Genomic DNA, 13,485 nt, shown 5'->3' on the forward strand with positions numbered 1-13,485 from the left:
GCCCTCCGGCACCCCCTGGCTTAAGGTGTCCGGAGCCGGACGAGGGGACGAACCATGCCCGCCAGCGGAGCTGTGACCCGCAGTACCCTGCGGCAGCAGATCGCGGACGCGCTGCGTGACGAAGTGCTGGCAGGGCGTTTACTGCCGGGGCAGGAGTTCACCGTCAAGCAGATCGCCGAGCAGTACGGAGTCTCCGCGACCCCGGTCAGGGAGGCGCTGGTCGATCTCTCCGCGCAGGATCTGCTGGACTCGGACCAGCACCGCGGTTTCCGGGTCCACCGGTTCTCGATCGACGACTTCCGCGGCATGGTCGAGGCGCGCTCGCTGATCGTCGACGGAGTCTTCCGCAAGCTGGCGGGTGAACTGCTGACCGCCAAGGCGCAGGGACCGGAGCTGGTGTCCGTACGGCGCCGGGCCGAGGAGGCCGCGCGCGCGGCCAGGAGCGGGGATCTGAATGTCCTCATCGGTTACGACCTGCGGTTCTGGCGCGAGCTGGGCGCGCTGGTCGCCAATCGCTATGTCGCCGACTTCCTGCACCGCCTGCGGGTGCAGGCATGGGTGTTCTCGGTGCCGTTCCTCCGGGACGAGGCCGAGGGCGGGAAATGGCTGTGGAGCGGGCATGAGCAGCTTGTGGACGCGCTCACGCTCGGCGACGCGGCGGCGGTGCGCGCGGTGATCGCGGACTACGACGACCACGCGCTCAAGTGGGCCGACAGACTGGAGAGTTCGCGGCGGTGAGTGGGGACGGGGGACGCGCGGACGGCACGGCCGGGGCACGCGCGGACGGAGCGGACGCGCCGGAGCCGCCGGACGCGGGGGAAGCGGCGGGTGGTACGGGGAGCACGGCGGCCACGGAGCGTACGGCGCGTATGGAGGCCACGGCGGCCACGGAGCGTACGGAGGCCACGGCGCCCACGGCGCGTACGGAGGCCACGGCGCCCACGGCGGCCACAGCGGGCGTCGGCGACGGCGCGGGCGCGGGGCGCGTGGCGCTGACCGTCGTCGTACCGGCGTACAACGAGGAGGCACGGCTGCGCCCCACCCTGGACGCCGTCCGTGCCCATCTCCGCGCCGATCCCGACCGCTGGGGCGAGTGGGAGCTGATCGTCGTCGACGACGGCTCCACGGACGGCACAGCCGCGATCGCCACCGAGGCCGCGGCCCACGAGCCGCGTATCCAGGTGCTGAGGAGCGACGGCAACCACGGCAAGGGCCATGCCCTGCGCCAGGGCGTACTGGCCTCGCGCGGCCGGCGCGTCCTGGTCACCGACGCCGATCTCGCCACTCCCATCGATGAACTGGACCGGCTCGACAAGCAGCTCACGGCGGACGGCGACGGCGCGGCGATCGGCTCGCGCGCCCATCCGGACGCGAGCATCGAGGTACGCCAGCTCGCGCTGCGCGAGTGGCTCGGCCGGCTCGGCAACCGGCTGATACGGCTGGTCGCGGTCGACGGCATCAGCGACACCCAGTGCGGTTTCAAGCTCTTCGACGGCGAGCGGGCGCGGGCCGCCTTCGCCGAGTCCCGACTGGACGGCTGGAGCATCGATGTCGAGATACTGCGGCACTTCCGGCGCTCGGGCTGGCCGGTGACGGAGGTGCCCGTGCGCTGGGCGCACCAGCCGGGCTCGAAGGTACGGCCGCTGGACTACGGCAAGGTTCTGCTGGAACTGGCGCGGCTCAGGGCGGGCGAACGGGCGGCCGACCGGGCGAATGGCCGGAAGGCGGGTCAGGCAGCGGGTCAGGCGGACGGCGGGGCGGGCCGAGGCCGGGACCGGGACGTGCCCGGCGCCGGAGGGCCGCGTGGCCTCCGCCGTACGGATCTCGCCGTCGCCGGGCTGTTCCTCCTCGTCTCCCTCTTCCTCTACAAGGGCCTGTGGGCGGACCTCGACCACGGCTATCTCGCCGACGCGGGCTCGGACCAGAACCAGTGGGAGTGGTTCTTCCGCGTCACCGCCGACAACGTCGTCCATCTGCGCAACCCGCTTTTCACGACGCTCCAGAACTTCCCCGACGGTGTGAACCTGATGGCGAACACGGTCATGCTCGGGCTCTCCGTCCCGCTCACACCCGTCACGCTCGTCTTCGGTCCGACCGTCACCTGGGCGCTGGTCCTCACGCTCGGTCTGACGGCCACGGCCGTCTCCTGGTACCGGCTGTTCGCGCGCCGGCTCGTCCGGGACCGCCGGGCGGCGGCGCTCGGCGCGGCGCTCGCCGCGTTCGCGCCCCCGATGATGTCGCACGCCAACGCGCACCCCAACTTCCTTGTCCTCTTCATGATTCCGGTGATCATCGACCGGGCACTGCGGCTGTGCGCGGCCATGGACGACGACAACGAGGAGGCCGAAGGGCGCCGTGTCCTGCGGGACGGCGCGCTGCTGGGCCTCTTCGTCACGTACCAGATCTTCCTCGGCGAGGAACCCCTGCTGCTCGCCGTGATGGGCATGCTGCTCTTCGCGCTGGCGTACGCCGTCGTACGCCGCGATGTGGCGCGCGCCGCTCTGCGGCCTCTGCTGCTGGGCCTCGGCTACGCGTTGCAGGTCTGTCTGCCGCTGCTGGCGTTCCCGCTGTACTGGCAGTTCTTCGGCCCGCAGAGCTACCACAGCGTTCTGCACGGCGACAACGCGGGCAACAGCCCGCTCGCCTTCCTGGAGTTCTCCGGGCGCGCGCTCCTGGGCGACGAGACGACCGCCGACGCGCTCGCGATGAACCGTACCGAGCAGAACGCCTTCTACGGCTGGCCCCTGATCGCCCTCGCCTTCGGGATCGTGGTGTGGCTGTGGCGGCTGGCCGTGGTCAGGGCACTGGCGTTCACGGCGGTCGCGGCGGCGCTGCTGTCCATGGGGCCGAAGGTCCGTATCCCCTTCACGGACGTCGTCCTGACCGGCCCCTGGCGGGCCCTCGCCCATCAGCCGCTCTTCGAGTCGGTGATCGAGTCGCGGGTGGCGATGATCTGCGCGCCCGCGCTGGGCGCGCTGGTGGCACTGGCGGCGGACCGGCTGACGGCCCAGCGGGCGCAGGCGGAGGTGGACCCGGCCGCGGGTACGGACGCGGAAATGGAGGCGGACGCGGGCACGGGGACGGAATCCGGGCGCTCCGGGGCGGGCGGCCGGGCGGCCGGGACGCGCCGGCGCCGACACCGGCTCGTCGGGCTCGCGGCGGTGGCCGCGGCACTGGTCCCGATCGTCCCGACGGCGCTGCCGGTACGGGACCGTCCCGATGTCCCGCGGTTCTTCGCCGACGGGATGTACCGCGCCTACGTCTCCGAGGGCGAGTCCGTCGTCCCCGTACCCCTGCCCGATCCCGGCAGCGCGGAGGCGCTGCACTGGCAGTCCGCGACGGGCCTCGGATTCTCCGTGCCCGGCGGCTACTTCAACGGGCCGTGGGGCGAGAACCGTATGGGCATCTACGGCGCTCCCGCCCGCTACACCTCCAATCTGCTGCGCGAGGTCCGCTACAGCGGCCGGGCGCCGGTCATCGGGCCCAACTGGCGGGCGCAGGCACGCTTCGACCTCTCCTTCTGGCGGGCGGGCGTGGTGGTGCTCGCGCCTCAGGCCAACGACGCGGTGCTGTACGAGACGGTGGAGAAGCTGCTGGGACGGCCCGGGAAGCGGATCGGCGGGGTCTGGATCTGGGATCTGCCGCCCACCGGGGGAGCGGGAGCGGCCCGTACGGGATGACGGCCCGACGCAGTGTCGTCGGCAGCCGTTCCGGCCGTTCCGGCCGTACCGGCGGTCCGGCGCCGAGCGGCACGCGCGAGGGAGGGCCGACCGGGACCCTTCGCGGAAGGTGCCCGTCGCATTACGCTGTCCCGACCATCGCGCGCACGCGTACGACCCGTTGGAGAGCGAGCCTCCCTTGGCCTGTGACCTGTGGTTGGTCCCCCTCGTCGATGTGCTGTGCCACAGCCCCGACAATCCCTTCGCCGAAGAGATCGCCGTGTACGACAAGGCGCTCGGCGACGCCGGGCTGCCGTCCGTACCCGTCTTCGCCTACATGCCGGGCCTCTCGGGCGATGTCGCCCCGGTCGCCGGCTTCGACTACGACGCGCTGCACTTCCTGCGGCGCGCGTATCTGCTCCAGCTCTGCGGTCTGGCGGTGACGCCGGTCGGCGAACTGGGCGGTGACTACGAGCAGTTGCTGGAGATGTTCGAGTCGACGGCCCAGCAGTCGCATCTCGTCTGGCACTACGACCACGCGGGCGCGTACGTCCCGGTGGACTACGACGCGCCTCTCTCGAACGAGGAACTCCTCGCGGGCGGCGGCCCGCTGGGCTCCACGCAGGGCCTGCTGCGTGAGCTGGAGATCGTCGCTCCGGCGATCGGTATCGATCCGGCCAATCCGCCGGCCGCGCCCGCCCCGCCGGAGCGCCCCACGTCCTTGGAGGAACCGGCGACCTCGATCCCGTACGACGACAGTCCGTTCGCCCGGGAGCGCCATGTCTGGCTGGGTCTGCACGCCGCGGCGACCAGAAGCCTGGGCCAGGGCTCAATGATCATCTTCAGCTGACGGACGCCGGTTCGTCCTCGGGCGCCGGACGGGCACAGCCTGTCCGGCGCCCGGGACACGGCACAGCGGTCCCGTACGGCACAGCGGCCGGTACGGCACAGCGGTCCGTACGCCGCCCGGGGACGCGGCGCGGTCGTCAGCGCGGCTCGGGCGGTCGCTGCCTCGGCATGTTCGGCCGGGTGCCCGGCGGCAGCGGAAAACGCCCCGGCGGCGGTACGGAGCCCTCGCCCCGCACCCCGCCCATCGGCATCGACTGCATCACCAGCGGCGCGGGACCCGAGCGGAACTCGATCATCCAGTCCGCCGTCTCGGCCCGAACCAGCTCGGTCACGTCCTCCGTGAACCGCCGCAGTACCGCAAGACAGCGCTCCGCGGCCTCGCTCGCGGTGCCCTCGGTCGGCCCGAGAACCTCCCGTACACACTCCGACGCCCAGTCGAACTGGAGCGTCTGGAGTCTGCGCTGCACGCCCTGCGCCGTGGCGACCGCGCGCATCCAGCCCGACGTCAGCCCGAAGTACCGGTCGCACGCCGGACAGGCGGCGCCCAGCAGCAGCGAGACATAGCCCCAGCCCGCCGCTCCCGCCAGCGCGCCGGTGAGATCCAGCAGCGGCAGGACGGCGCCCGCGGTCACGCCGAGCGCCGTCGCGCCGCGCAGGACGCGGGCGGCGCGCCGTTTCCGTAACCGGGTGCTCAGATACCAGTCGACCGTGCGCAGCGCGCCGGTCTCGACCCAGCGGTACAGCTCGTCGAGCCGTTCCGCGGGCTCGCCCCAGTCGCCGAGCGGGAACGGCCCTCCGGTCAGATCGCGATCGCCCTCGGTCCCGGCCTCGCCGCCGGGCGGCACGGCACCACCGGACGAGGCGTCCTCCTCCCGGGCAGGGCCTCCGGGCTGCATCTCCGGCTGGCTCACCTGGGCACTCCTCTGCGGTCTGCTGTGACTTCGTGTGTACGGCTGGTCGACGATCGGTCGTTCTCGGTTCTCGGTTCTCGGTTCTCGGTTTTTCGGGTTTCGGTGTCCGGGCGGTCGGATCGGGCGGTCGGATCAGGCGTCGGATCGGGCCGTCGGACGGCCCTCCTGGGCGCCCGGACGGCCGACGGGCGATTCCGCGCATGCATTCCTACCGCCGAATGGTGGGCTGTGTGTCCGAAATCCCGGTATTTACCCCCACGTGTGGGCCGTGAACAGGTGGAGAAGCCATGAAGCTCTCACTCGAAAGAGTTCGTTCAGGTGGGGTGGAGCGGGCTGCCCGGTGACCACGTAGGCTCGGCTTACAGAGGAAATCGTCGTCGAATGCCAGGAGTGACCGTGATTCCCGGTGGTGGTCAGCCCAATATGCAGGAGCTGCTCCAGCAGGCTCAGCAGATGCAGCAGGAACTCGCTCGGGCACAGGAGGAGCTGGCGGCGACCGAGGTCGACGGCCAGGCGGGAGGTGGCCTGGTCAGGGCGACCGTCAACGGCTCGGGCGAACTGCGCGGCCTGGTGATCGATCCGAAGGCCGTCGACCCGGAGTCCGCGTCCTCCTTGCAGGAACTGGGGGAGACCCTCGCGGATCTCGTCATCGCCGCCGTCCAGGCGGCGAACGAGAACGCGCAACAGCTCCAGCAGCAGAAGCTCGGTCCGCTCGCGCAGGGTCTCGGCGGTATGCCGGGCCTGCCCTTCTAAGACCTCCCGGCACCAACTAGCGTACGTACAGGGCCCGTACCGGGACCGGCCGGTACGCGGTACGGAACAGCGCAGCGCAGCCGGCGCAGGCAGTCGGCAGCCCGGCCGGCGCAGCTCAGCACAGTCGCCGCACCGGCAGAACAGCCAACAGCACGGGAAGGCAGTCCGTTGTACGAAGGCGTCGTTCAGGACCTCATCGACGAACTGGGCAGGCTGCCCGGCGTCGGGCCCAAGAGCGCGCAGCGGATCGCCTTCCATGTCCTCCAGGCCGAGCCGACCGATGTCCGCCGGCTCGCCCATGCCCTCCTTGAGGTCAAGGACAAGGTCAGGTTCTGCGCCGTGTGCGGCAATGTCGCCCAGGAGGAGCGCTGCGGCATCTGCCGTGACGCGCGCCGCGATCCGACGGTGATCTGCGCGGTGGAGGAACCGAAGGACGTCGTCGCCATCGAGCGCACCCGCGAGTTCCGGGGCAGGTACCACGTGCTCGGCGGCGCGATCAGCCCCATCGAGGGCGTCGGCCCCGACGATCTGCGGATCCGTGAACTGCTGGCCCGGCTCGCCGACGGCACGGTCACCGAACTGATCCTGGCGACCGACCCCAATCTGGAGGGCGAGGCCACGGCCACGTACCTCGCCCGCATGATCAAGCCGATGGGTCTGAAGGTCACACGCCTGGCCAGCGGTCTGCCCGTGGGGGGCGACCTGGAATATGCCGACGAGGTCACGCTCGGGCGTGCCTTCGAGGGGAGACGACTTCTCGATGTCTGACGCAACGCTGCACGCCGCCCATCAGGATCCGGACGACTTCGCGGTCCAGATCGCCGACCAGATCGAGAGCTTCATCGTGGCCGTCACGGAAGTGGCGAAGGGCGATGAGCCGGACAGCGCCGTACCGTTCCTGCTGCTGGAGTTCTCCCAGCTCATGCTGGCCGGCGGCCGGCTGGGCGCGCACGAGGACATCCTTCCCGACGAGCGCTACGAGCCCGATCTCGGCCCGGAACCGGATGTCGACGAGCTGCGCGAGCGTTTCGCGGTGATCCTGGAGCCGATCGACGTGTACTCCGAGGTCTTCGACCCGTACGAGCCCCGCAAGGCGCCCGTCGCGGCCCGTATCTCCGACGACATCGCCGGGGTGATCACCGACCTCCGCCACGGAATGGCCCACTACCGCGCGGGCCGGACGACCGAGGCGCTGTGGTGGTGGCAGTTCTCGTACTTCTCCAACTGGGGCTCCACCGCCTCCGCGACCCTCCGCGCCCTCCAGTCCCTGGTGGCCCATGTCCGCCTCGACCAGCCCCTCCCGGCCCTCGACGGTCTGGACACGGACCAGGACCTCGGCGAGGACGCCCTCGCGGAGGAGGCGGGCAAGGTGATGGCCGAGGAGATCGCCGGTCCTCTGGGCCTGCGCACCGTCAGGTGATCCGCGTGCGCGGTGCTCGCGTGATCCGTGTGCGGTGCTCGCCCGTGTGACGCGCTCGCCCATGTGACGCGTCCCACGTTTTCGCGTGCCTCATGACATCCGGGGCATGCATCCTCACCGGGCGGGCGGCGGCCGATGCTCGATGATCACTGAGTGAGCGGGACATCTCACGATGTGATATGTCCGAGTCGTCGTGCGGTCGCTCGTTAAACTGAGCCGACAGTAGTGATGGACCGAGCGAGGAGCGCACGTGGGCCTTGTCGTGCAGAAGTACGGAGGCTCCTCCGTAGCCGATGCCGAGGGCATCAAGCGGGTCGCCAAGCGAATCGTCGATGCCAAGAAGAACGGCCATCAAGTGGTCGTCGTGGTGTCGGCGATGGGCGACACGACGGACGAGTTGATCGATCTCGCGGGGCAGGTGTCCCCGATCCCCGCCGGGCGTGAGTTCGACATGCTGCTGACCGCCGGAGAGCGGATCTCCATGGCCCTGCTGGCGATGGCGATCAAGAACCTGGGCCACGAGGCCCAGTCGTTCACCGGCAGCCAGGCGGGCGTCATCACCGACTCGGTCCACAACAAAGCGCGCATCATCGATGTCACGCCGGGCCGGATCCGTACGGCGCTGGACGAGGGCAACATCGCCATCGTCGCCGGGTTCCAGGGGGTGTCCCAGGACAAGAAGGACATCACCACGCTGGGACGCGGCGGTTCCGACACCACCGCCGTGGCACTCGCCGCCGCGCTGGACGCCGAGGTGTGCGAGATCTACACCGATGTGGACGGTGTCTTCACCGCCGACCCGCGGGTCGTGACGAAGGCCCGGAAGATCGAGTGGATCTCCTTCGAGGACATGCTGGAGCTGGCCAGCTCCGGCTCCAAGGTGCTGCTGCACCGGTGCGTCGAGTACGCACGCCGTTACAACATCCCGATCCATGTCCGGTCCTCGTTCTCGGGGCTTCAGGGCACATGGGTCAGCAACGAGCCGCAAGGGGACCGCACGGTGGAGCAGGCCATCATCTCCGGTGTCGCCCATGACACCTCCGAGGCGAAGATCACGGTCGTCGGCGTCCCCGACAAGCCCGGCGAGGCCGCGACGATCTTCCGAGCCATCGCCGACAACGAGATCAACATCGACATGGTCGTCCAGAACGTCTCCGCCGCGGCGACCGGGCTGACGGACATCTCCTTCACGCTGCCGAAGACCGAGGGCCGCAAGGCCATCGACGCGCTGGAGAAGACGAAGTCGACGATCGGGTTCGAGTCGCTGCGCTACGACGACCAGATCGCCAAGATCTCCCTCGTCGGCGCGGGCATGAAGACCAACCCGGGCGTCACCGCGAGCTTCTTCGAGGCTCTGTCGGACGCGGGCGTGAACATCGAGCTGATCTCGACCTCCGAGATCCGGATCTCCGTGGTCACGCGCGCGGACGATGTCATCGAGGCCGTACGGGCGGTGCACAGCGCCTTCGGTCTGGACAGCGACTCCGACGAGGCCGTGGTCTACGGAGGCACCGGCCGATGAACCGGCCGCACGGAGGCCGGCCGTACCGCGGCCGGCTGTACGAAGGCCGGTCGCGCGGGGGCTCGTCGTACAGCAGCCGGCCCCGCGGAGGCCGGTCGTACGGTGACGTCGGGGGCGGACGCGGGAGCGCCGCTCCATGAACGGCCGGCCGACGCTCGCGGTCGTGGGTGCGACCGGGGCCGTCGGCGCCGTCATGCTCCAGATCCTCTCCCAGCACGCCGACGTCTGGGGCGACATCCGGCTGATCGCCTCGCCGCGCACCGAGGGCCGCAAGCTCTCCGTGCGCGGCGAGCCGACCGAGATCGTCGGCCTCACCGAGGAGGCGCTCGACGGCGTCGACGTCGCGGTGTTCCTCGTACCGGACGAGGTGTCCGCCCGGTGGGCACCCGTCGCCGCCGCCAAGGGCGCGGTCGTCGTCGACAGTTCGGCCGCCTTCCGGATGGACCCGGACGTCCCGCTGGTCGTCCCCGAGCTCAATCCGCACGCGGTACGGTCCCGGCCGCGCGGGATCGTCGCGAGCCCGGCCTGCACGACACTGTCGATGATCGTCACCGTGGGCGCCCTGCACGCCGAGTTCGGACTGCGCGAGCTGGTGGTCTCCTCGTACCAGGCGGTCAGCGCCGCCGGCCAGGAGGGCATCACCGCCCTGCGCGACCAGCTCTCCCTGGTCGCCGGTACGGAACTGGGCACGCACCCCGGCGATGTGCGCCGCGCCGTCGGTGACACCACCGGTCCCTTCTCCGCCCCGCTGGCGCTCAATGTGGTGCCCTGGTCCGGTGCGCCCCAGGACGGCGGCTGGTCCTCGGACGAGATGGCGATACGCGACGAGACCAGAAAGGTCCTGGACCTGCCCGGTCTGCGGGTGACGGCGACCTGTGTCCATGTCCCGGTGATCACCGCGCACTCGCTCACCGTGCACGCGCGCTTCGAGCAGGAGATCACCGTCGGCCGGGCGCACGAGATCCTGGCGACCTCGCCGGGCGTGGTGCTGTTCGACAACCCGGGCGCGGGCGACTTCCCCACGCCCGCGGACGTGGTGGGGACGGATCCGACCTGGGTGGGGCGCGTACGGCGGTCGCTGGACGACCCCCGGGCGCTGGAGCTCTTCGTCTGCGGTGACAATCTCCGCAAAGGCGCCGCCTTGAACACGGCTCAGATCGCCGAGGCCGTCGCCCGGGAACTGTCGAAGCCGTAGCGGTCGAAGTCCGTGGCGGCGGTGTCGGTAGTGGCTGCGGTGGCAGAAGTGATCATCATCACGGTTCTTTCCCGTAACCGCGAGAAACCTCAGGTGTGGCTCAAAAGTCGACGAAAATCAGAAGCCGTTGAACCCTAAAACTTTGTAGGATCTGTGAACGTCCTTTGGTCAGGTTCATGGCCACACCGGCTTGAACTGGGACGTTGTCTTGTTCGACGATGCCCGTCTGTCTTTCCTGCGAGAACACCGCAACCGCCGACCGGCCGGGAAGCGTCTCTGCGGTCACCCCTTCGCGGTGTCGCGAGAATTGGGGCATAGGGGGAGATCGGTTACGCATGACGGCAATTGGTGCAGCGTCAAATGGGGTGGCGTGCGCGTACAACCCTGACGGGGGGAAGCGTGTCCAACAGGCGTGGCAGAGGTTCTCGACATCACACCGATCGTCCCGGTACGCGGCGCGGCGGTCCGCCCGCTCCGGCGGCCCCGCACACCCGGCGGTATGCCGGTGATCGCCCCCATGCCCGCCGCGCGCCCCGCACGTCTGCCGTCCCAGCGCGAGGGCGCTGACGGCGCGATGGCAGCGGGTACCACCGTCGATCACCTCACCGAGACCTATCGCGCCCATTACCGGTCGCTGCTCGGTCTCGCCGCCCTGCTGCTGGACGACACGGCCTCCTGCGAGGATGTCGTCCAGGAGGCCTTCATCCGGGTGCACTCCGCGCGCAACCGTGTGCGGGAGCCGGAGAAGACGCTCGCCTATCTGCGGCAGACCGTGGTCAATCTCTCCCGGTCCGCCCTGCGTCGGCGCATCCTCGGTCTCAAGCTGCTCTCCAAGCCGATGCCGGACATGGCGAGCGCGGAGGAGGGCGCGTACGACCAGTTGGAGCGGGACGCGCTGATCAAGGCGATGCGCGGATTGCAGCGGCGGCAGCGCGAGGTGCTCGTTCTGCGGTACTTCGCGGACATGACCGAGGCGCAGGTCGCCGAGACCCTCGGGATATCGCTGGGCTCGGTGAAGGCGTACGGCTCGCGCGGCATCAAGGCGCTGCGCGTCGCCATGGAGGCCACGGCATGAGTGCGCGGAAGGACCGGCGCGGCTTCGGGCGTGCGGACCGTGTGAACGGTCACGGCGAGGGCCGTGGGGACGAGCCGGACAAGCCGGCCGGGCCCGACGGGGCGACCGGGCCGGACGAGCCGTTGAACGACCTGACTGGGAACGGAATTGTGAACAACGGGCCGGATAACGAGCTGAGCGGCCTCGGTCATACGGGTGCCGGCAGCGACAGTGGTAGTGGCAGCGGCCGTGACGGCAGCAGCGGCGGCGCCAGTGGCGCCGGCGGCGTGGCCGCCGGTGCCGGTGGCGGCGGCAGCAGTACGGGCGGCACGGGCGGCCGGGAGCCGGGCGGTGACGCCGGCGGAGACGCCGGCCACCTGAACGCCGGCCTCGGCGGCGGGCCGGGCGGTGACCCGGACGGCGACCTGGCCGGGGACGCGGGCGGGGAGGTGGGTGCGAGTCTCGACGGCCTCGACATGGACGAGCTGGCGCTGCGCCGTCTGCTGCACGGCGCCGTGGACGACCTGCGGCCGTCCGAGGGAGCCCTCGACCATCTCCGCAGGGCGGTACCGACCAGGCGGGCCAGAAAGCGCCAGGCCGTCGTCGGTATGGCCGCCGCTGCGCTGCTGTTCGGCACGGCGGTCCCCGCGTTCGTCCATGTCGCCGGCTCCGGCGGCACGACGGACGACCACTCCGTCAACGCCGGCCACGGCGAGCAGGCCCAGGGCGGCACGGGCACGAGCAAGGACTCCAGCGGCGCGGGCAAGGACCCGCACCAGCCCGCCGAACACGTCTCTCCCGACACGGACGACCCCGACAAGGTGGCCGAGCCGGAGAACACCGCCTCGGGCGGTACGGCCGTGGGGGGCACCGCCGGTACGGCCGACCCGGGCGGCGGCACCCAGTCCTCGTCCCTGCCCACCTGCGCGCCGGGCCAGCTCGGAGTCACCGTCGCCGAAGCCGGCGCGCCCGACTCCGGCGGCAAGGTGTACGGCACCTTCCGCGTCGCCAACGTCTCGGGCACCGACTGCTCGGTGACCGGCGGCGGCAAGGTCGAATTCCAGACCGGGGGCGCCGCCGACAAGGCCAGGATCACTGTCGTGGCGCACACGGCGGGCGACGCGGCCACCGGGCTGCCCGACCCGTCCCTGGAGGCGGCGGCGCTGACGCTGTCGCCGAACAGCGCGTACGAGGTGAAGTTCGCCTGGGTGCCCGCGGAGAGCTGTCCGACCACGGGCGCCTCCCCGGACCCCACGCCGTCGGGCGACAGCTCGGCGGGCGCGGGCACGGGCGGTGGCACCGGTACGGGCACGGACGCCGGAGCGGGTACGGGAACGAACACGGAGCCCCAGCTCCTGACCGAGGGCGGCACGATGGACGGCACCGTCTCCGTCGTACACACCCCGGAGCCGGGCGCGCCGGTCGCCGAGGCGACGATCCCCAACGCCTGCGCGGGCACGATCTACCGGACGGGCGTCCTCGACGCGCCGTAGCGGCCGGGACCGTGTCCGGCGGTCGCGGTGGCCGGGCACCGACGCGGACGCGGCGGACGATGTACACGGAGCGGTCGAAACGGAGCGGGTGTCGGCACGGCGTCAGGACGACGCCGGCCCGACCGGCCCCGCTCTCCCGCCGCCCTACCCCTCTTCCGTCGGCCGGCCACCCGCGCACCATGGGCATCCCGTCGGCCACCCGCTGTGCCGCCGCCAGTCGCTCTGCGCCGGTAGCGACCCGAGGAACCCCGGGCGGAGCCGCCGGGAGGAACCCCGGGCGGAGCCGCCGGGACCGGGCAGGGCCTACGCGGCGGTCTCCAGCCCCAGCGCCCGGTCCTTGACCGCCTCGGCCTCGCGCCGGAACAGCCGGAACCACATGAAGATCACAAAGCCCGCGAAGACGAACCACTCGCCGGTGTAGCCGAGGTTCTGGAACGCCTTGAGGTCCAGGCCCGAGTTCTGCGGTGCGGCGGCGGGCACCGGCAGCAGCCCGTCCGACGCCCGCGTCACGGTGATCCACGCGTCGTACACCTCGTACGGCACGACATTGACCAGCGACGCGGCACTGATCATGGCGAGCTGTCCCCGGGGCAGACCTCCGCCCGCCCGCACCCCGTCGGATCCGACGG

General features: G+C 71.1%; 12 protein-coding genes and 1 pseudogene. 10 read left to right on the top strand and 3 right to left on the bottom strand.

Annotated elements, in window-relative coordinates; all coding sequences use genetic code 11:
- Positions 1-54: 54 nt before the first annotated feature.
- The 3 genes from BFF77_RS23560 (at position 55) to BFF77_RS23570 (ending at position 4,509) form a co-directional block, all read left to right on the top strand.
- On the top strand, positions 55-738 hold the full coding sequence (locus tag BFF77_RS23560; protein ID WP_066953141.1) for a GntR family transcriptional regulator: 684 nt from the start codon (positions 55-57) through the stop codon (positions 736-738).
- Between the two features lie 131 nt (positions 739-869).
- Complete coding sequence (locus tag BFF77_RS23565) at positions 870-3,680, top strand: dolichyl-phosphate beta-glucosyltransferase (protein ID WP_079125423.1); 2,811 nt, start codon at positions 870-872, stop codon at positions 3,678-3,680.
- Between the two features lie 178 nt (positions 3,681-3,858).
- Positions 3,859-4,509, top strand: coding sequence for a hypothetical protein (locus BFF77_RS23570; protein ID WP_066953143.1), 651 nt, complete (start codon positions 3,859-3,861; stop codon positions 4,507-4,509).
- 136 nt (positions 4,510-4,645) lie between these two features.
- Here the strand turns inward: BFF77_RS23570 and BFF77_RS23575 are convergent, their stop codons facing one another.
- Positions 4,646-5,419, bottom strand: coding sequence for an SLATT domain-containing protein (locus tag BFF77_RS23575; RefSeq protein WP_066953145.1), 774 nt, complete (start codon positions 5,417-5,419; stop codon positions 4,646-4,648).
- Between the two features lie 396 nt (positions 5,420-5,815).
- Between BFF77_RS23575 and BFF77_RS23580 the strand changes: the two genes are divergently transcribed.
- The 5 genes from BFF77_RS23580 (at position 5,816) to BFF77_RS23600 (ending at position 10,309) form a co-directional block, all read left to right on the top strand.
- The gene (locus tag BFF77_RS23580) at positions 5,816-6,172 is read left to right on the top strand and encodes a YbaB/EbfC family nucleoid-associated protein (RefSeq protein WP_079125424.1); all 357 of its coding nucleotides are present in this window, start codon (positions 5,816-5,818) and stop codon (positions 6,170-6,172) included.
- A gap of 168 nt (positions 6,173-6,340) precedes the next feature.
- Entirely contained in the window at positions 6,341-6,940 is a 600-nt protein-coding gene (gene recR / locus BFF77_RS23585) for a recombination mediator RecR (protein ID WP_066953149.1), read from the top strand.
- Positions 6,933-7,592 carry a DUF5063 domain-containing protein gene (locus BFF77_RS23590; RefSeq protein WP_066953152.1) on the top strand — a complete coding sequence of 220 codons (660 nt, stop codon included), beginning with the start codon at positions 6,933-6,935 and terminating at the stop codon, positions 7,590-7,592. The genes recR and BFF77_RS23590 overlap by 8 nt, the downstream gene beginning before the upstream one ends.
- A gap of 250 nt (positions 7,593-7,842) precedes the next feature.
- Positions 7,843-9,114, top strand: coding sequence for an aspartate kinase (locus BFF77_RS23595; RefSeq protein ID WP_066953154.1), 1,272 nt, complete (start codon positions 7,843-7,845; stop codon positions 9,112-9,114).
- A gap of 136 nt (positions 9,115-9,250) precedes the next feature.
- The gene (locus tag BFF77_RS23600) at positions 9,251-10,309 is read left to right on the top strand and encodes an aspartate-semialdehyde dehydrogenase (RefSeq protein ID WP_066953156.1); all 1,059 of its coding nucleotides are present in this window, start codon (positions 9,251-9,253) and stop codon (positions 10,307-10,309) included.
- Between the two features lie 100 nt (positions 10,310-10,409).
- On the opposite strand, the gene BFF77_RS35280 is transcribed toward BFF77_RS23600, so the two are convergent.
- The gene (locus BFF77_RS35280; RefSeq protein WP_141698505.1) at positions 10,410-10,595 is read right to left on the bottom strand and encodes a hypothetical protein; all 186 of its coding nucleotides are present in this window, start codon (positions 10,593-10,595) and stop codon (positions 10,410-10,412) included.
- Between the two features lie 126 nt (positions 10,596-10,721).
- On the opposite strand from BFF77_RS35280, the gene BFF77_RS23605 reads away from it, so the two are divergent.
- Entirely contained in the window at positions 10,722-11,384 is a 663-nt protein-coding gene (locus BFF77_RS23605) for a SigE family RNA polymerase sigma factor (RefSeq protein WP_079125422.1), read from the top strand.
- Positions 11,381-12,856: a hypothetical protein gene (locus tag BFF77_RS23610; RefSeq protein ID WP_245703670.1), complete on the top strand. Its 1,476-nt coding sequence runs from the start codon at positions 11,381-11,383 to the stop codon at positions 12,854-12,856. Before BFF77_RS23605 ends, BFF77_RS23610 begins: the two co-directional genes overlap by 4 nt.
- A gap of 303 nt (positions 12,857-13,159) precedes the next feature.
- On the opposite strand, the pseudogene BFF77_RS23615 reads toward BFF77_RS23610, so the two are convergent.
- Positions 13,160-13,485 (bottom strand): annotated as a pseudogene (locus tag BFF77_RS23615) (SURF1 family protein); the annotation flags it as partial.

It is taken from the genome of Streptomyces lushanensis, assembly GCF_001700515.1.
In the GTDB taxonomy this organism is placed as follows: domain Bacteria; phylum Actinomycetota; class Actinomycetes; order Streptomycetales; family Streptomycetaceae; genus Streptomyces; species Streptomyces lushanensis.